Origin of the sequence: Lonsdalea britannica (genome assembly GCF_946477055.1) — a bacterium.
Taxonomy (GTDB): Bacteria; Pseudomonadota; Gammaproteobacteria; order Enterobacterales; family Enterobacteriaceae; genus Lonsdalea; species Lonsdalea britannica_A.
The window spans coordinates 1-17,965 of record NZ_CAMKXG010000041.1 but is presented as its reverse complement, the minus strand read 5'-3'; the positions used below and the strand labels follow the sequence as shown (position 1 = coordinate 17,965).

Sequence of the window (17,965 nt, the reverse complement as noted above, 5' to 3'; positions counted from 1 at the left end):
ATAATGAGACCACAGGGAAGCCCAGCGCTTCCCTTTTATTTTTAAGCCGTTAACGTTCATATCGATTAAGCAGACTTATTAGAAAAGTGCCGTTCTCGTCTTCAGGACTGCGGCCTGGAGATGTTCGTACCAATGAAACCTTCGTCCCCTGCACAGACGTCCATCCCCTCTCAGGAAGAGGGCATTCCCGGTTCACGGCGGGTGTGGGCTATCCTGTCCGTCTCTCTTGCTGTCGTACTGAGCGTGCTTGATGGCACGTTAGCGAATGTCGCGCTCCCTACCATCGCACACTCATTGAATGCCAGCGCGCAGACCTCAGTGTGGGTCGTCAATGGCTATCAGCTCGCCATCATCGCCACGCTGCTGCCGATGGCCGCGCTGGGCGAATTCATCAGCTACCGAAAAGTGTTCAGCGCGGGCGTGGTGGTATTTACCTTGTCATCCTTAGGCTGCGCGCTGGCCGACTCCATGTCCGGCCTGATCGCCGCGCGCATCATTCAGGGCATAGGCGCGGCAGCCATCATGTGCTGTACGTCAGCGCTGTTACGTCATACCTACCCGGCGAAAACGTTCGGCCGGGGGCTCGCGCGCAATGCGTTTGTCGTGACCGCTTCCTCTGCCGCCGGGCCTTCCATATGCGCTGCGGTGCTCTCCGTCGCCCCGTGGGAATGGCTGTTTGTCATCAACTTCCCCATCGGTGTCTTGGCCCTGATCTGCGCCCGCGCGCTGCCCATGACGCCGCGTCAGCCGCGCAGGTTCGACCTGCAGGCCATCGTGCTCAATGCGTTGGGCATGAGCCTTGGGGTGATCGGTCTCAATGAGCTTAATGAGTCCCCCGCACTGGCCTTGACGCTAATTCTGTCCGCCGCGATATGTCTGTGGCGGTTGGTGAAACGCTGCCTCGGCGACGCGTCGCCCCTGCTGCCGCTCGATCTGTTCAAGATCCCGCGCTTTCGCTGGGCAATCGCCGCGTCGTTTTGCATGTTTGCGGCGCAAATGTGCGCATTTGTCGCCCTGCCCTTTTATATGCAGCATTCGCTCGGCCGAACTATCGTGCAGACCGGTCTGCTGATGACGGCGTGGCCTGTCGGATCGTCGCTGGCGAATCTCGGTCTGTCTTCGTTCGTTGACCGGGTTCAGGCCGGGAGCCTGTGCGCCATCGGCGCCGGTCTGCAAATTATCGGGCTGGTACTGATTGTGGCGTTGCCGCACGGCGCCATGGATCTCTGGCTGCTCTGCGGGCTGTTTTTAGCCGGCGTCGGGTTTGGTTTTTTCCAGTCGCCGAACAGCCGCGACATGCTCTCAGCCCCACCGCGCAGCCGCAGCGGAGCCGCGGGCGGGATGCAGGCGGCCGCCCGCGTGAATGGACAAACGTGGGGCGCTGCGCTGGCCGGGCTGTGCTTCTCTCTGTCCGCCAGCGAAGGCGCTTATCTCGCCCTGTCGGCATCGATTGGCTTCAGTCTGATTGCATTGATACTGAATCTAAGACGGCGTCGGTTAGTCCTCGCCCACTCGGTCGTGAATGAATAAACGTGGTAAGAGGCACCGGTTCGACAGACGTCAGTGATGAGATTTTAGCGTTGTCACGCCAAAGGCGGAATGTGGGGGACAGTGCGTCAGGGAAGGCGATGTCTCCGGCCACATCGCAAGCGTGATGTGGCCGGAGTTTAGCGGGTCGTGATTGGCGTTTACTTCACCAGCACGCTCTGAACCGCAGCCGCCAGTTCATTGATTTCGAACTTCGCGACATAAGCGTCGGCGCCGACTTTGCGTACGTGATCTTCGTTGGCGCTCCCCGACAGCGAGGAGTGGATGATCACCGGAATATGCTTCAGGTATGGGTCGCCCTTGATGTGACGCGTCAGCGTAAAGCCGTCCATTTCGGGCATTTCCAGGTCGGTCAGCACGAACGCGATCTTATCGGAAATCGGCACGTTTTCTGCCTGCGCCTGTTTCGCCATCAGCTGGATTTTATTCCACGCTTCCTGACCCGTGACATGCATCTGACCGGGGATCTTCATCAGTTCCAGTCCCTGCTCCAGCAGCGAACGCGCCACCTTGGAGTCTTCGGCGACAATCGCTACCGAACCGGGTTTGATCGGGAACGCTTTGTTTTCCATATCATTGATATGAATATCGCGGTCGACTGGGATCATGTCGTGCAGAATCTGCTCAACGTCCAGCACCAGCGCCAGATTGTTACTCTCTTTATCGCTATCCAACCGTGCAATACTGGTGATGTAGCTGCTGCCGACGCCCGCCTCGGCGGTCAGCACCTGGCTCCAGTCAAGACGGACGATATCGTCGACGGACTCGACCGCAAACGCCTGCGTGCTGCGCGCGTACTCCGTCACCAGCAAAATATTCAGCCCGGTTTCCGGCTTACATCCGGCCACCGCAGGAAGATCGATCACGGGAATAACCTGTCCGCGGATATTCACCATCCCCATCATAGGCGGTTTCATACCCACAGCTTTGGTCAACGACGGCATGGGAACAATTTCACGCAGCTTGAAGACGTTGATGCCGAACAGCTCGGATTTGCCCCCCTGCAGCTCGGAGCCTCCCAATCTGAACAAAAGAAGTTCAAACTTGTTGGCGGATGTGAGGTTGGTCCTCTCATCGATATCTTTCTGAAAATTATCCATGCAGTCCTCAATAATACGAATACTTCATTAATGTCCGGCCGGCCGTCGTAACAAGTCGATAAGCGCTTAATCAACGACATCCGGCCAAAGCCGCGTGCACTCAGTCATTTTATTCAAGTTACTCTTGCCTGTTATCGGCTGTAGAAATGAAAACTATATGCTAACAATAGCCGTCTTTTTTTATCCTTCAGGTAATAATGATTATTGAAGGAAAAAAGTCCCTGCGACGAGGATTTCATCAGCGTTGAATGGCGTCATTATCAATCATACCCATAGAGATAACCTTAATACGCCTGGCCGGGCGTTTCTTAAAAAAAATTTATTAGTCTGTTAAATCCGTCTGGAATCAAGTGGGTAGCGCGACATGCCCCCACCCGCCAAGGGCTGCGGCTATGCTGGCGGCGACTCTACGTGAGAAACCGTTGAGGATAGTCGATTGAAAACAGGGGCATCCGCCAGAAAAATATCAAAACACTGTTAGAATTGTTGAAGGAAGATGGTACTGCCCCTCCGGCTATATAGGGACAAAATAATATTACAGGGAATAATTTGTTAATAAGGATCCAGTTACCTCTTTTTACCTTTTTCAGTCTGGAGGTTTCTTATGTATTCGTTCGTTGCACGGCAACCCATTTTAGACCAGCGCTTACAACCCGTAGCTTATGAGCTTTTGTTTCGCCAAGGTATTACCAATAAATTTCCTGACGTCAGCCCGGAATATGCCACCGCCCAGCTAATATCAGAACAATTTCTCACCACCCCATTGAATAAATTGACCGGTGACCACCCCAGCTATATTAATTTTCCGTATCAGCTGCTTATCGACGGTCAGGCGGAAATATTACCGGCGGATAAAGTCGTGATTGAAATACTCGAAAATTCCACGCCGGATGAAGAACTGTTTGCGGCCGTGAAACGGCTGAAGAGAAAGGGGTTCACGCTGGCGCTGGATGATTTCAGCATGGACCCCAGTTGGGATCGTTTTTTGCCTTATGTGGATATCATCAAGTTTGACCTGCAGCAGTCGACTTTCGAAGAGATTGGTCGCTATATCAGCACGCTGCGGCACAAGCACCTCAGCTATCTGGCTGAAAAAGTCGAGACCAACGAGCAGTTCCTGCGCGTCAAGGCGATGGGATTTACGCTATTTCAGGGCTACTTCTTCAGCCACCCGCAGATGTTCAAAGCCAAGCGGCTTTCCAACGATCATAAAAACGCCATTCAGCTGCTTAAAGAAGCCAACGAGCGGGAGCTTAACTACGACCGAATTGAACGCCTGATCAACAGCGACTTATCGCTGGCCTACAAGCTGATGCGGTATTTCAACAATTTCCGCTACAAGGCCAACCTCTCCGCCATCACGACCTCCATGTCGTTTCGCAGCATCGCTATATTTCTGGGGCAACGGGAATTACGGCGATTTATTTCGCTGATCAGCATCACGATGGGGAGCAAGGATAAATCCTGCGAGCTCTATCGTATGAGTCTGATCCGGGGGAAATTCTGTGAACTGTTGTCGATCCGCCTGCACGGCCGCGAAGATCCCTTCGAGGCCTTTTTGTGCGGCCTTTTTTCGATGCTGGACGCCATTCTGGATTCACCGATGGATTTGTTGCTGGAGCAAATCCCCGTGTCGTCGCATATCAAAGGCGCGCTGATGGACAACGCCGGGGAATTGGCGCGCTATTTAAGCATCATTTCTTATTATGAAAAGCAAAACTGGGAGCAGGTGAACACCTATATGGAGATGATGGACATTAATGAACAGCAGATGCTGGACCTGATCACCGAAGCCACCCTCTGGGCTGATGAATTGCTGGATTTATAATTGTTCTTCTCGTATTGCCTATCCTGCCGATAGCTCTTCGCTCAACACACTCAGATTCCCCTATCCCTTGGGTTTTCAGCGCGCGAAATACCGCACGCCGCGTTTATACGGGTGACGGTTAAAACAGGCAGGCGGCGCCGCCTGCGATAAAGCGTTATCGGCACAGCCGACACGCTTTGACCGTTAGCGCATGCGCTGAATCACCTGCAACAGTTCCGCAATGGCATCCTCACCGCCGTCGGTCAGCACCGCTTTGCGGACGCAGCCGTTAGCATGATCGGCCAGCATCTGGTTGGCGACGGCACTTAACGCAGAGCGTACGGCGGTAATTTGATTGAGGATATCCACGCAATACCGGTCCTGCTCCACCATCTGCGTGATACCGTTGACCTGGCCGTTGATGCGCTTCAGACGGTTCAACAACGCTTTTTTGCGCGGCTGTACCACCTGCTTCGCGTCAGCCTCGCCCGCGCTGGCGTCAAGGCACGCGTCGCACTTAGCCGGCAACATCGAAACCCATCTCTTCAACGGCGCTGCGGAATGCGTCTGGGTTGGCGGTGCCTGTTTCCGCATACTCGACGTCAACCAGGCCACTCTCCAGCGTCACATTAACCTGACTCACGCCTTCCAGTGACTGCAAAGCCTGAGTCACTTTGCTGACGCAACCGCCGCACACCATCCCCGATACCGTTAATGTTGTATGAGACATCGTCACACTCCTCTGTTCTGAACGTTTGTTTAAACCCACGAGAAACTTACCCCTTGCGGCGCGGCTTCCAGCGGCGTAACCACAGTGAATTACTCAAAACGGAGACAGAACTCAGCGCCATCGCGCTGCCGGCGATCACCGGATTGAGCAGGCCGAATGCGGCCAGCGGGATCCCCAGCACATTATAGAAAAAGGCGAAGAACAAGTTCTGCCTGACCTTATTCAGCGTCGCGCGCGACAGGCTAATAGCGTCGGGCAATCCGCCGAGACGGTTTTGCATCAGCACTACGTCCGCCGTATCCAGCGCGATATTCGAACCGGCGCCGACCGCAAATCCCACATCGGCCGCCGCCAGCGCGGGCGCATCGTTGATGCCGTCGCCGACCATGCCGACGCAGTATCCCTCCGCCTGCAGGCGAGCGATTTGCTCCGCTTTCTGCTCCGGCAACACTTCGGCAATAAACTGACGGATCCCGGCTCGCTCGGCCACCCGCTCCGCCGCCCGCGCGTTATCGCCGGTCAGCATGACAACGCGAATCCCCTGCCGGTGCAGCGTCTCCACCGTCGCCACGGCATCGTCACGCAGCCGATCCTCGAAACAGACATAGCCAAGCAGTTGCTCATCTCGCGCCAGCCCCACCACCGTCAGCCCCTTTTGCTCTTGCAGCGCGGGGAGCGCGGAATCAAAAGCCACGCCGCGCGACGCCAGGAACGTGGGAGAACCCAAAATCACGGAGCTATCCCCTATCTGCGCGCTGATGCCGCGCCCCACGATAGCGTTAAATCCGCGCGCTTCCGCCGCGGTCGCCCCGGCCTGTTGCGCATACTTCACCAGCGCCTGTCCCAGCGGATGTTCGGAGTTCTGCTCCAGCCCCATCGCCAGACTGAGCAGCTCGTCCTCCGTTACGCCGTCAGCGGGCAGCACGTTGACCACGGCAGGTTGTCCTTCGGTCAGCGTCCCGGTCTTATCCATCACCAACACCTGCAACTGCTGAGCGTTTTCCAGCGCGCTCGCGTTGCGAAACAGGATCCCGGCCCGCGCACCCTGACCGGTTCCGACCATAATCGCGGTCGGCGTCGCCAGTCCCAACGCGCACGGACAGGCTATCACCAGCACGGCGACGGCGTTGACCAGACTCGTCTCCCATTGCCCGGTCACCAGCCAGTTGATCACAAACGCCAGCACGGCAATCGTAATGACGACAGGGACAAAGATCGCGGAAACCCGGTCGGCGAGCCGCTGCACGCTGGCTTTAGAGCCCTGAGCCTCTTCGACCAGACGCACGATACGCGACAGCGCGGTATCGCTGCCGACGCCGGTCGCCCGCACCCGCAGCGCACCGCTATGATTCTGCGTCGCCGCGTAGACCTGCGCATCCGCCTGCTTCACCACGGGCTGACTTTCGCCCGTCAGCATCGCCTCATTGACCTCAGACAGCCCGTCGATGACCACGCCGTCAACGGGCACGCTCTCGCCCGGTCTGACCAGAAAGACATCGCCACTGCGCAGGGATGCCACATCACGGTCCTGCCATTCGCCGTCAACGTCGACGTGCGCTATTGGCGGCTGAAGGCGCAACAGCCCCTCAATAGCGTCACCGGTTTTAGACTTGGCTTTACCTTCCAACAGCTTGCCGAGCAGCACCAACGTGATAATGGCGGCGCTGGCCTCGAAGTAGAGATCGCCGTGCTCCGAGGTCAGGAGCGTCACCAGACTTAACGCGTAAGCGACGCTGGTGCCCAGCGTCACCAGCACATCCATATTGGCCGTTCCACTGCGCAGCGCGCTCCAGGCCCGGCGATAAAAGTGACGGCCGCACCAAAACTGCACCGGCGTCGCCAGCAGCCACTGGAACCATCCCGGCAGCCAGTGTGCCTGCCCGAAAAACATCGCGACCATTTCAAACAGCAGCGGAAACGACAGTACGGCGGCCACTAGCAACGCATTGCGATCTTTTTTCCAGGCCTGATCGCGCCGCTGACGCTCGGCCTCCAGATCGCCCGCCATCACCTGACGCGCCGTAAACCCGGCGCGTTCGATACGCGCGATCAGTGATTCCGGCGTGGCGCTACCGGGGGTCACGCTGACCTGCGCCCGGCCAGCGGCAAAATTGACCGCCGCCGTCACCCCTTCCACCTTATTCAGCACCTTTTCGATACGTGCCGCGCAGGCGACGCAGCTCATGCCGTCGACGGCCAGCGATACCCGTTGATCCGCCACGTCGAACCCGGCTTTGCGGATCGCGGCGATCACGTCATTGGACGTACTGCGCGCGTCATCGAGACGCACCACCGCTTTCTCTCTGGCGAAGTTCACGTTGGCGGAGACGCCATCCAGACGATTAAGGACGCGTTCAATACGGCTGGCGCACGCGGCGCAGGACATGCCGGTGACGGCAAGATGAAGAGGCTGGGGTTGGCTCATAGGGGTCTGTCCTAATCTGTTTGCAGACAAGGGTGTTATCTCGCGGGCAGCAGGCAAGCCCAAAAAGATCGTGGGGCCCGGACGCGCAAACGTTGAAAACCTGCCTGACACTCTACGCGCTACGATCATTTTATCATACCCCCCAAGGGTATTTTATTAAACCGCCCTCTCCGCCTTACCCAGCGACCGCAGTGAAAGACGGCAGCCATAACGTGTTTTATCGCTCGGAAACACCTATTTATTCTTCCAACCCAGCGATAAATACCGTGCTGAAAAATCGTCACGCTACAATCGGCTTTAAATATAAGTAAACGTAATGAGTGTCTTTCTGTGGGGGGATATCGTGTTTAATTTACGAAGGTGACGCTGTGCGTTCACCCTAAAATCACCGGCGATGCCGAGCTGGCAGCAGCCGATTAAAAATTGCCCCTTCAGCAAAATATTTAACGGCGGATGAATAACGTTAATACCCTCCATTTTGGCGAATAGATTGGAAACAATACCTGGCCCAGATCATTATCGAAACAGACCTATTTCAGCAATAGAGAAAGGGAGAGCGCTATTTCATTTTTTCGTCCTTCAACACCCTGAATTCTTCCTCATGAAATAAACAGAGAAGAGAAATGATTGTCTATTTACTCACCATCCCCTCCTACAAAGACCATAACAAAAAACCATTCAATTACAGATAAATAAATATCATTGGACTTTATTTTAAGTGCATCCGATGAAGCCGCTTTCTCTCCCGTTATTCTTTCATCTCAATGCCGACCTATTTACCGCTGCCAGCGACGGCGTTTTAAGCCGTTATTCCTGCGGCATCAACGCGTCCTAATGGAATAAATTTCAGCACCGCATCACTGGCCCACGTCGATATTTTTTGTCCGCTAATCACCTCGTCGATAATCGGTGACAAGCCTGAGAATAAATCACGCCAACCACGCATTACACTCGCCTCTGTCGCGAGGGAAAAATAGCGCCTGTGACAGCGATAATTCACGAGGTGACATTCTGTTTTTCGTCGCCCACTTTTCCCTTCTGGCGTCGTCGATTAGAAAAATGCGCCTTTTTGAAGTATCCTGAGCCGCGTTTTGGCATTAATGGATAGAGAAAACAGAACATATAAATCATCAGTAAGATGACAGGTCACAGACCTATTTCACTCCTCGACGAGTGGTAAATACGCAAATGAAACCAACACCATGGGGAGAAATAAATGAAAAAAGAGCATTCGGACTTACAGAAATTGCTCGGGCAGGCTCAGTTCAGCCGCCGGTCGTTTCTCAATACTGCCGCACTCCTTGGAGCGAGTAGTGTACTTTCTTCATTTCCTTTGAGTAGTTCTGCTGCACAAGCCGTACCGAAGCGAGGCGGCACGCTCAAACTGGGTATGTCTGGCGGGAACACCAGCGATACGCTCGATCCCACGCTGTTCAGCGACTGGGTTCCGCTCAATCAGGCCTATATGCTGATGAACGGTCTGATCGAGATTGATGAAAACAATCAGGCGACGCCGGAGCTGCTGGAAAGCTGGCAGGTCGAACCGGGCGCCAAAGAGTGGCGCTTCAAAGTGCGTCAGGGCGTCACCTTCCATAACGGCAAAACGCTGGATGCGGATGACATCATCTACTCCATCAACCTGCACCGTGGGGAGAGCTCGCGCAGCGCGATTCGATCACAGCTGTCCAGTATCACGAAACTCGCCCGCACCGCGCCTGACGAAATCGCCATCACACTCGACAGCGGCAACGCGGATCTGCCGTATCTTCTGGCGGACTATCACCTGCTGGTGGTGCCGAACGGCTTCACCGACTGGTCACACCCTATCGGAACCGGCGGATTCACGTTCGACTATTATCAGCCGGGCGTTCGTTCCCGCTTCAAACGCAACCCGAACTACTGGAAGCCGAACCGCGCGTTCGTCGACGCCGTGGAAGTGCTGGTCATCAACGATCCGACCGCCCGCACTAACGCCCTGATTTCCGGGCAGGTACACGCCATCAACCGCGTCGATTTCAAAACCGTCGATTTCCTGAAGCGCAGCCCGATGCTGAATATCATTCGATCTTCCGGCGGTCAGCACTTCACGTTCCTGATGGACTGCCGCGCCGCGCCGTTCAACAACAACGACGTGCGCCTCGCGATCAAATACGGCATCGACCGCGAAAAAATTCTGTCCACCGTGCTGCGCGGCTACGGCAGCCTCGGCAACGACCATCCGATTCCGAAAACCGACCGCTTCTTTAACCACGATCTGCCGCAGCGCGCGTGGGATCCGGACAAAGCCAAGTTCCACCTGAAAAAGGCCGGGCTGACTACGCTACCGCTGGAGCTATCCTCCTCAGACGCCGCTTTCGCAGGCGCGCTGGACGCGGCGGCGCTGTTCCAGGGACAGGCCAGCCAGTCGGGCCTTCAGGTGACCATCAAACGCCAGCCCGCCGACAGCTACTGGGAAAATGTGTGGATGAAAGCCCCGTTCAGCATGGGCTACTGGGGAGGCCGACCGACCGCCGACCAGATGTTTTCCACCGCCTGGCAGTCCACCGCCAAGTGGAACGATTCCCACTGGAAAAACGACCGCTTCGATGAGCTGCTGTTGCAGGCCCGTTCCATGCTGGACGAGAAAGCGCGCGCCGACATCTACGGCGAACTGCAGAGCATCGCACGCGATGACGGCGGAGCGATGATTCCGCTGTTCGGCGACTATCTCGATGCGACCAGCAAAAAACTGGGCGGCGTCACCCCTCATCCGCTGTTCAACTTTATGGGGGGACGTCTGGCTGAGCGCGTCTGGCTGGAGTCGTAATGAAAAAGCATATTCTTCATCGTCTACTGCTGGGGCTGTTGACGCTCTGGCTGGTTTCCATGCTGATCTTTCTCGGCACCGAGCTGCTGCCCGGCGATATCGCCAGCGCGCTGCTCGGCCAGAACGGCACCCCGGAAACCATTGCTGCGCTGCGCACCCAGCTGGGGCTGGATCAGCCTGCCGTCGGCCGCTATCTGCACTGGCTGGCTGGCGTGCTGCACGGCGATCTCGGCACCTCGCTGGCCAACGGGCGTCCTATCAGTGAAGAGCTGCTGCCCCGTCTGGAAAACACGCTGTTTCTGGCCGCCTATGCCGCGCTGATCGCCATTCCGCTGGCGGTGGCGCTCGGCATTGCCTGCGCCATCTGGCGCGGTTCGCTGTTCGACCGGCTCGCCAACTCGCTGACGCTTCTGAGCATCTCCGTCCCGGAGTTTTTCGTCGGCTACCTGCTGGTGATTTTCTTCGCCATCCACTTCGCCTGGTTCCCCAGTCTGGCGATGGTCAGCCCGGACGACTCGCTGACGCAGCGGCTGTATAACGCAACGCTGCCGATGCTCACGCTGGTGCTGGTGGTGCTGGCGCACATGCTGCGCATGACGCGCGCCTCAGTAGGCGCGGTCATGTCGGCCGGTTATATCGAAACCGCGCTGCTGAAAGGCGTCCCGCGCTGGCGCATCGTGCTGGGCCATGCCTTGCCCAACGCGCTGGCGCCCATCATCAACGTGGTGGCCTTTAACCTCGCGTATCTGGTCGTCGGCGTGATTCTGGTCGAAGTCGTCTTCGTCTATCCGGGAATCGGACAGCTGATGGTCGATGCGGTCAGTAAACGCGACCTGCCTGTCGTGCAGGCGTGCGGACTGCTGTTCGGCGGGACTTATATCCTGCTGAATACCGTCGCCGATCTGCTGGCTATCTGGTGTAACCCCCGACTGCGACATACGAGGTAAGTCAGGCATGAAAATAACAAAAATGAGCGGAGTGCCGCTCTCGGCGTGGATCGGGCTGCTGATTATCGCCGTCAATCTGATTGGCGCGCTGTTCGCGCCTTGGCTGGCGCCGCATAGCGAAACCGCGCAGGTCGGCGACATCTGGATAGCACCGTCGGCTGACGCGCTGCTCGGCACCGACAGTCTGGGACGCGATATGCTGTCCCGCATTCTGTTTGGCGCCCGCACTACCATCGCCATTGCGCTGGTGATCACCTTCAGCTCCTTCGTCATCGGGATCATTACCGGCTTCACCGCGGCGATTTACGGCCGCTGGGTCGACGTCGTGCTGACGCGTATCGTCGATACCCTGATGTCGATTCCGGTCCTGATTCTGGCGCTGATTGTCCTCTCCGTACTGGGAACCTCGGTCCCGGTGCTGGTCGGCACTATCGCGCTGCTCGACGCCACCCGCGTCTTCCGGCTGGCGCGTCTGGTCGCGCAGGACATCGTGTGTCAGGAGTATGTAGAACTGGCCCGGCTGCGCGGCGAAGGCCTGCGCTGGATCCTGACGCGGGAAATCCTGCCGAACGCCATTCCGCCGCTGCTGGCCGAATTCGGCATGCGTTTCTGCTTCACGTTCCTGTTCATCGCCGGCCTCAGCTTCCTCGGCCTGGGTATCCAACCGCCGTACGCCGACTGGGGAAGCATGGTGCGCGACAACGCGCAGGCCATCAACTTCGGGCTGCTGGCGCCGCTCTATCCGGCGGCCGCCATCGCGCTGCTGACCATCGGCGTCAATTTGGTCGTGGACTGGCTGCTGCTGCGCAACAACCTCTCACTGGGGGATGAAGCATGAATCAACCTGTTCTCGACATCCGTCACCTGCGTATCGAAACCGAAGACAAGGGACGCGCGCTGGTGCAGGACATCTCGCTCACCCTGCAACGGGGCGAAGTCCTTGGCCTGATCGGCGAATCCGGCGCGGGCAAGTCCACCATCGGGCTGGCCGCGATGGGCTATACCCGTCCGGGTTGCCGCATCAGCGCGGGCGAAGTCCGCATCGACGATCAAGATATCGTGCCGCTCTCCAACGCGCAGAAGCAGGCGATCCGCGGCCGCCGCGTCGCCTACGTGGCGCAGAGCGCCGCCGCCGCGTTCAACCCGGCGCTGACCATCGGCAAACAGGTGTGTGAAGGCCCGTTGCGACACGGTCTGATGAGCCGCAGCGAGGCGAACGCCTGGGCCACGACGCTGTTCACCGCGCTGGATCTGCCCGATCCGGAAAACATCGGCAAACGCTACCCGCATCAGCTCTCCGGCGGACAGCTGCAACGCGCGATGGCGGCGATGGCGATGTCTTGCAAACCCGACCTGCTGATCATGGACGAACCCACCACCGCGCTGGATGTCACCACGCAGATCGAAGTGCTGGTGATGCTGCGCAAGCTGGTGCGGGAGTTTAATACCGCCGCGCTGTACATCACGCACGATCTGGCCGTCGTGTCCCAGATCGCCGACCGCATTCTGGTGCTGCGTCAGGGACGCGCCGTGGAATGCGGCGAGACCGACGTCATTTTGCAGACGCCGAAGGAAACCTATACGCAACAGCTGGTTTCCGAACGCACGCACGCGCTGACGCCGGGCGAAGAAACACAGTCCGACGCTTCCGCGCTGCTGACGCTGGACCGTCTTAGCACCGGCTACAGCGGCAAACGGGTAGTACACGATGTTTCGCTGTCGCTGCCCAAAGGGCAAACGCTGGCGATTATCGGCGAATCCGGCAGCGGTAAGAGCACGCTGGCGCGGGCGCTGTGCGGTCTGCTGAACGATACCGAGGGCGATGCGATCTTTGACGGCGTCAAACTGGCGCATCGCTATCAGCAACGCGATAAAGAGACGCTGCGCTGCATCCAGATGATCTACCAATTGCCGGACGTCGCGCTGAATCCGCGGCAGACGATTCTGGAAGCCATCGGCCGCCCTATCGCCTTTTATTTCGGCCACAACCGCCAGCAGGTGCGCGCCCGCGTCGAGGAGCTGCTCCAGCTGACCGAGTTGCCGACCTCGCTGGCCGACCGCTATCCCGGCGAACTCTCCGGCGGGCAGAAGCAGCGCGTCTGCATCGCGCGAGCGCTGGCCGCCAATCCGGATCTGATTATCTGCGACGAAGCGACGTCCGCGCTTGATCCGCTGGTCGCCGAGGGCGTGCTGAACCTGCTCAAACGGCTGCAAGAGCAGCTGGGGCTCTCCTATCTGTTCATCACGCACGATCTCGGCACGGTCAAACGCGTCGCTCAGCAGGTCGCGGTCATGTATCAGGGCAATATCGTCGCGCAAGGCCCGACGGGCAAAGTCTTCAGCGCCCCGATGCACCCTTACACCGAAAAACTGCTGACCTCCGTCCCTGAAATGCGCAGCTCCTGGCTCGACGAAGTTCTGGAGACGCGCAGCAATGAAATTTCGACAGGAATATGATGAAAGAAACCGTAACCCACTTCCCGCACAACGTCGTCGTTACCGAACATTTCTGGATCACGCTGGCCGACGGCACCCGTCTGGCGGCGCGGATGTGGCTGCCAGAGCAGGCGCATCAAACACCGGTTCCGGCCATTCTGGAATACATTCCCTACCGCAAACGCGACGGAACCCGTACGCGCGATGAACCGATGCACGGCTGGTTTGCGGGCCACGGCTACGCCGTCTTGCGCGTGGACATGCGCGGCAGCGGCGAATCCGACGGATTGATGGCCGATGAATACCTGTTGCAGGAACAGGAAGATGCGCTGGAAGTGATCGACTGGATCAGCCGTCAGGCGTGGTGCAGCGGCGCGGTCGGCATGATGGGCAAATCCTGGGGCGGCTTTAACTGCCTGCAGCTCGCCGCGCGCCGTCCGCCAGCGCTGAAGGCGATCATCACCGTCTGCTCGACCGACGATCGCTATAACGACGACATCCACTACAAAGGCGGCTGTCTGCTGAACGACAACCTGTGGTGGGGCGGCATCATGATGGCGTACCAGAGCCGTCCGCAGGACCCGGCGCTGATCGGCGAAAGCTGGTATCAGGACTGGATGCACCGGCTGGACAACATGCCGTTCTTCCCCGCCCAGTGGATGGAACATCCGCTGCGCGACGCGTACTGGCGTCATGGTTCCGTCGGTGAAGAATGGTCTGACATTCAGTGCCCGGTGATGGCGATTGGCGGTTGGGCCGACTCCTACACCAACGCCGTCTTCCGCCTGATGGACAATCTTGAAGTCCCGCGCAAGGCCATCATCGGCCCGTGGGCGCACATTTACCCGCAGGACGGGACGCCGGAACCGGCCATCGGCTTCCTGCAAGAAGCCGTGCGCTGGTGGGATCACTGGCTGAAAGGCGAAGACAACGACGTACTGGACGGACCGCGCGTGCAGGCGTGGATGAACGAGAGCCAGCGCCCCAGCTCGCAGCGGCCGACAGCGCCGGGCGAATGGATCGGCATCGAGGGCGACACCGCGGCGGCTACCACCCCGCGCACCTTCTGGCTGCAGCGCGGCCAGTTGAACGACCAGCCGGATGAGCACGCTGGCTGGCAGAACGTCTGTTCGCCGCAGAGCCACGGCGTCATGGGCGGAGAATGGATGGGCGCGGGCGTATTGGGCGAAAGCCCGAGCGATCAGCGCATCGACGACGGTCTGGCGACGTTTTATGAAAGCGAGCCGTTGCAGGACATGCTGACGATCTACGGCCTGCCGCAGTTTAGCGTTGCGCTGAAAAGTGATAAGCCCGCCGCGATGCTGTATGTGCGCCTGTCCGACGTCGCGGAAGACGGCGCGGTGACTCGCGTTTCGCACGGCTGGGTGAATCTGAGCCATTTGCAGGGGCAGGATCGTCATACCCCGCTGACGCCGGGAGAAACCGTGCAGGTCAACGTTCAGCTGGACGGCATCGCCTGGCGCTTCCCCGCCGGGCATCGTCTGCGCGTCTCGCTGGCAACGACCTACTGGCCGATGGTCTGGCCGATGGCCGAAGCAGCAACGCTCAGCGTCGATCTGGCAAGCGCGCAGCTGCGCCTGCCGGTCTGCGAGTCGGTACAGCCTATCGCTGGCCCCAACCCGCATCCCAAGACCGCGCCGGATACGCCGCTGACCGTGCTGTCGCCGGGACGAGTCGACCGTCACGCGTCCTATGACATCGTCACCGATACCTGGACCTACGTCACCGAAGGCGTCGGCGGCGTGTTCGGCGAGGGGGTTTACCGCTTCGACGACATCGACACTACCGTCGACCACAGCCTGCGTCGTCAGTTGACCATCAACAGTCAGGACCCGCTGTCGGCCCGCTATCTGTTGACGCAGTCGATGAAAATGGGACGTGAAGGCTGGTGGACCGAGGCAGAGATCACGCTGGAGCTACGCGGCGATCTCACCCACTTTATCGTGACGGCGGATATGCGTATCCAGCATAACGGTCAAGAGGTCTTTAACCGCCAGTGGGATCGCCGCATCCCGCGTTGATGAATGCCTGCCGCGGCGCGGAGTCTCACTCCGGTCAACGCCGCGCGCGATGACCCATGCTCAAACCGCCCGACTGTCGGGCGGTTTTTTATTGCGCTTATTTCAACGCGCCGGACAGAAACTGCTGCAATCGCGGACTTTGGGGATTGTTGAACACCGCCTCCGGCGCGCCCTGCTCTTCAATCACGCCCTGATGCAGGAACACCACCTGCGTGGAGACATGACGGGCGAACTCCATTTCATGCGTCACCACAATCATGGTTTTGCCCTCTTCCGCCAGCTGCTGCATGATTTTCAGCACTTCCCCCACCAGCTCCGGGTCCAGCGCCGATGTCGGCTCATCAAACAACAGCACCTCCGGCTCCATCGCCAGCGCGCGCGCAATGGAGACGCGCTGCTGCTGCCCGCCGGACAGGCTTGAGGGATATTTTCCGCGCGCCCGTTCATCGATGCCGACTTTGTCCAGATAGCGGATCGCGCGCTCGCGTGCCTCAGCGCGACTGATGCCCAGCACCTGAATCGGCGCCTCCATCACGTTTTCCAGTACCGTCATGTGGCTCCACAGGTTGAAGTGCTGAAACACCATCGTCAGCCGCGTACGCAGTAGCTGCAGCTGTTTCTTATCAAACACTTTCAGCTGGCCGTCTTTGTCCCGCACCAGTCGGATCTCTTTCTCATTGACCCACAGCGTGCCCTCCGTCGGCTTTTCGAGAAAGTTGATACAGCGCAGCAGCGTACTTTTACCGGAACCGGAGGAGCCGATGATGGAAATCACGTCGCCCGCACTGGCGGACAGCGAAACGCCTTTCAGCACCTCGTGTTCGCCGTAGTGTTTGTGCAGCTCGGTCACGACTAATTTTTTCTTCTCAGACATAGCACATTCTCCTGCTATCCAGCGCGGATGATTAAGGTTTTAGATGGATCAGCCAGCGTTTTTCCGCTTTGCGGAACAGGCGAATCAGACCGTAGGAAACGACAAGGTAAAGCACGGCGGCAAGGCCGAAAGCATAGAAAGGCTGATAGGTGGCGGCGTTGATATCACGCGCCACTTTCAGCAGATCCGGCACCGTGGCGGTGAACGCCAGCGCGGTGGAGTGCAACATCATAATCACTTCGTTGCCGTAGGCAGGCAGCGCGATACGCAACGCGGACGGCAGGATGATGCAACGGTACATCTTGGCACGCGAGAAACCATAGGCCTTCGCTGCCTCCACCTCGCCATGCGGCACCGCACGGATCCCGCCGGCGAAAATTTCCGAACTGTACGCGCAGGTATTCAGCACCAACGCCAAAATCGTACAGTTCATCCCGCTGCGGAAAAAGGCGTTGAGCACCTCGGTGCCGCGCACGACTTCCAGGCTGTACATGCCGGTGTAGATCACCAGCAGCTGCACATACAGCGGCGTACCACGAAAGATGTAGCTGTAAAGCCACGCGGGAAAACTCAGCCAGCGCGACGAGGAAACGCGGGCCATCGCCAGCGGCAGTGCCAGCAAGCCGCCCAACAGCACGGAGACAATCAGCAGCCACAGCGTGATCGCCAGACCGGTGATCCGATAGCCGTCGCTCCACAGCAGCGGCTGCCAATATTGTTGCAGGATCTCGATCATAGTTCGGCCCTCTTCACGCCCATGGAGTAACGTCGCTCCAGCCACAGTAAGACGCCGTTGGAGACGGTGGTCAGCAGCAGATAGATGGCCCCGGCCATCAGGGTATAGAAGAACGGCTGCCAGGTGCCTTTACCCGCCAGCTGGGTCGCTTTGACCACATCGTGCAGCCCCAGAATGGACACCAGCGCCGTCGCTTTCAGAATAATCATCCAGTTGTTGCCGATGCTGGGCAGCGCGAAACGCATCATGGCGGGGAACAGCACCCGGCGGAAAACCTGCATACCGCTGAATCCATACGCCTGCGCCGCCTCTATCTGGCCGCGCGGAACGGCCATAAACGCGCCGCGAAACGTCTCGGTGAAATACGCACCGTAGATGAAAGCCAGCGTGATCACGCCCGCCGAAAGCGGATCAATATCAATCTGGCTCATGCCCAGAAACTCCGTCACATGGTTGAGTGTGATTTGCAGCCCATAGAAAATCAGCAGCATCAGCACCAAATCCGGCACTCCGC

Annotated in this window: 15 protein-coding genes; 7 read left to right on the top strand and 8 right to left on the bottom strand. The window is 58.4% G+C overall.

Features of this window, described 5'->3' with window-relative positions:
* The first annotated feature begins 132 nt into the window (after positions 1 to 132).
* Positions 133 to 1,530, top strand: a complete 1,398-nt coding sequence (locus Q7O77_RS04925; RefSeq protein ID WP_304163920.1) for an MFS transporter — start codon at positions 133 to 135, stop codon at positions 1,528 to 1,530.
* A 158-nt stretch (positions 1,531 to 1,688) separates the two neighbouring features.
* Here Q7O77_RS04925 and Q7O77_RS04920 read toward each other — a convergent pair whose 3' ends face one another.
* Positions 1,689 to 2,648, bottom strand: coding sequence for a chemotaxis protein (locus tag Q7O77_RS04920; protein WP_304163918.1), 960 nt, complete (start codon positions 2,646 to 2,648; stop codon positions 1,689 to 1,691).
* 604 nt (positions 2,649 to 3,252) lie between these two features.
* Here Q7O77_RS04920 and Q7O77_RS04915 point away from each other — a divergent pair.
* A complete protein-coding gene (locus tag Q7O77_RS04915) occupies positions 3,253 to 4,476 on the top strand; it encodes an EAL and HDOD domain-containing protein (protein ID WP_085652410.1) in 1,224 nt (407 codons plus the stop codon).
* A 183-nt stretch (positions 4,477 to 4,659) separates the two neighbouring features.
* Here Q7O77_RS04915 and Q7O77_RS04910 read toward each other — a convergent pair whose 3' ends face one another.
* From Q7O77_RS04910 to Q7O77_RS04895, 4 genes are all read right to left on the bottom strand, one after another.
* Entirely contained in the window at positions 4,660 to 4,986 is a 327-nt protein-coding gene (locus tag Q7O77_RS04910) for a metal-sensitive transcriptional regulator (RefSeq protein ID WP_036153065.1), read from the bottom strand.
* Positions 4,973 to 5,185 (bottom strand): heavy-metal-associated domain-containing protein, encoded by a 213-nt coding sequence (locus tag Q7O77_RS04905; protein ID WP_304163913.1) that lies wholly within the window; start codon positions 5,183 to 5,185, stop codon positions 4,973 to 4,975. The genes Q7O77_RS04910 and Q7O77_RS04905 overlap by 14 nt, the downstream gene beginning before the upstream one ends.
* Positions 5,186 to 5,231: 46 nt before the next feature.
* Positions 5,232 to 7,610 (bottom strand): heavy metal translocating P-type ATPase, encoded by a 2,379-nt coding sequence (locus Q7O77_RS04900; RefSeq protein ID WP_304163912.1) that lies wholly within the window; start codon positions 7,608 to 7,610, stop codon positions 5,232 to 5,234.
* A gap of 799 nt (positions 7,611 to 8,409) precedes the next feature.
* Positions 8,410 to 8,556, bottom strand: coding sequence for a hypothetical protein (locus Q7O77_RS04895; protein WP_304163910.1), 147 nt, complete (start codon positions 8,554 to 8,556; stop codon positions 8,410 to 8,412).
* Between the two features lie 270 nt (positions 8,557 to 8,826).
* On the opposite strand from Q7O77_RS04895, the gene Q7O77_RS04890 reads away from it, so the two are divergent.
* The 5 genes from Q7O77_RS04890 to Q7O77_RS04870 are packed head-to-tail and all read left to right on the top strand — an operon-like array spanning position 8,827 to position 15,841.
* Entirely contained in the window at positions 8,827 to 10,416 is a 1,590-nt protein-coding gene (locus Q7O77_RS04890; protein WP_304163908.1) for an ABC transporter substrate-binding protein, read from the top strand.
* Positions 10,416 to 11,363 carry an ABC transporter permease gene (locus tag Q7O77_RS04885; protein ID WP_304163905.1) on the top strand — a complete coding sequence of 316 codons (948 nt, stop codon included), beginning with the start codon at positions 10,416 to 10,418 and terminating at the stop codon, positions 11,361 to 11,363. Before Q7O77_RS04890 ends, Q7O77_RS04885 begins: the two co-directional genes overlap by 1 nt.
* Positions 11,364 to 11,370: 7 nt before the next feature.
* Positions 11,371 to 12,201, top strand: a complete 831-nt coding sequence (locus Q7O77_RS04880; RefSeq protein WP_239783348.1) for an ABC transporter permease — start codon at positions 11,371 to 11,373, stop codon at positions 12,199 to 12,201.
* Positions 12,198 to 13,820: an ABC transporter ATP-binding protein gene (locus tag Q7O77_RS04875; RefSeq protein ID WP_304163901.1), complete on the top strand. Its 1,623-nt coding sequence runs from the start codon at positions 12,198 to 12,200 to the stop codon at positions 13,818 to 13,820. The genes Q7O77_RS04880 and Q7O77_RS04875 overlap by 4 nt, the downstream gene beginning before the upstream one ends.
* Positions 13,820 to 15,841: a CocE/NonD family hydrolase gene (locus Q7O77_RS04870; RefSeq protein WP_304163899.1), complete on the top strand. Its 2,022-nt coding sequence runs from the start codon at positions 13,820 to 13,822 to the stop codon at positions 15,839 to 15,841. The genes Q7O77_RS04875 and Q7O77_RS04870 overlap by 1 nt, the downstream gene beginning before the upstream one ends.
* A gap of 97 nt (positions 15,842 to 15,938) precedes the next feature.
* On the opposite strand, the gene hisP is transcribed toward Q7O77_RS04870, so the two are convergent.
* The 3 genes from hisP to hisQ all read right to left on the bottom strand — a co-directional run.
* Positions 15,939 to 16,715 carry a histidine ABC transporter ATP-binding protein HisP gene (gene hisP / locus Q7O77_RS04865; RefSeq protein ID WP_304163897.1) on the bottom strand — a complete coding sequence of 259 codons (777 nt, stop codon included), beginning with the start codon at positions 16,713 to 16,715 and terminating at the stop codon, positions 15,939 to 15,941.
* 31 nt (positions 16,716 to 16,746) lie between these two features.
* Positions 16,747 to 17,451: an ABC transporter permease gene (locus tag Q7O77_RS04860; RefSeq protein ID WP_094118804.1), complete on the bottom strand. Its 705-nt coding sequence runs from the start codon at positions 17,449 to 17,451 to the stop codon at positions 16,747 to 16,749.
* Positions 17,448 to 17,965 (bottom strand): histidine ABC transporter permease HisQ (gene hisQ, locus Q7O77_RS04855; RefSeq protein WP_304163894.1); only part of this gene is annotated, 518 nt, incomplete at its 5' end. The genes Q7O77_RS04860 and hisQ, both read right to left, overlap by 4 nt.

Excerpts from the sequence above, each read along its gene's own strand:
- Q7O77_RS04925 (WP_304163920.1), top strand. The coding sequence starts at position 133 with ATGAAACCTTCGTCCCCTGCACAGACGTCCATCCCCTCTCAGGAAGAG.
- Q7O77_RS04920 (WP_304163918.1), bottom strand. The coding sequence starts at position 2,648 with ATGGATAATTTTCAGAAAGATATCGATGAGAGGACCAACCTCACATCC.
- Q7O77_RS04915 (WP_085652410.1), top strand. The coding sequence starts at position 3,253 with ATGTATTCGTTCGTTGCACGGCAACCCATTTTAGACCAGCGCTTACAA.
- Q7O77_RS04910 (WP_036153065.1), bottom strand. The coding sequence starts at position 4,986 with ATGTTGCCGGCTAAGTGCGACGCGTGCCTTGACGCCAGCGCGGGCGAG.
- Q7O77_RS04905 (WP_304163913.1), bottom strand. The coding sequence starts at position 5,185 with ATGTCTCATACAACATTAACGGTATCGGGGATGGTGTGCGGCGGTTGC.
- Q7O77_RS04900 (WP_304163912.1), bottom strand. The coding sequence starts at position 7,610 with ATGAGCCAACCCCAGCCTCTTCATCTTGCCGTCACCGGCATGTCCTGC.
- Q7O77_RS04895 (WP_304163910.1), bottom strand. The coding sequence starts at position 8,556 with ATGCGTGGTTGGCGTGATTTATTCTCAGGCTTGTCACCGATTATCGAC.
- Q7O77_RS04890 (WP_304163908.1), top strand. The coding sequence starts at position 8,827 with ATGAAAAAAGAGCATTCGGACTTACAGAAATTGCTCGGGCAGGCTCAG.
- Q7O77_RS04885 (WP_304163905.1), top strand. The coding sequence starts at position 10,416 with ATGAAAAAGCATATTCTTCATCGTCTACTGCTGGGGCTGTTGACGCTC.
- Q7O77_RS04880 (WP_239783348.1), top strand. The coding sequence starts at position 11,371 with ATGAAAATAACAAAAATGAGCGGAGTGCCGCTCTCGGCGTGGATCGGG.
- Q7O77_RS04875 (WP_304163901.1), top strand. The coding sequence starts at position 12,198 with ATGAATCAACCTGTTCTCGACATCCGTCACCTGCGTATCGAAACCGAA.
- Q7O77_RS04870 (WP_304163899.1), top strand. The coding sequence starts at position 13,820 with ATGAAAGAAACCGTAACCCACTTCCCGCACAACGTCGTCGTTACCGAA.
- hisP (WP_304163897.1), bottom strand. The coding sequence starts at position 16,715 with ATGTCTGAGAAGAAAAAATTAGTCGTGACCGAGCTGCACAAACACTAC.
- Q7O77_RS04860 (WP_094118804.1), bottom strand. The coding sequence starts at position 17,451 with ATGATCGAGATCCTGCAACAATATTGGCAGCCGCTGCTGTGGAGCGAC.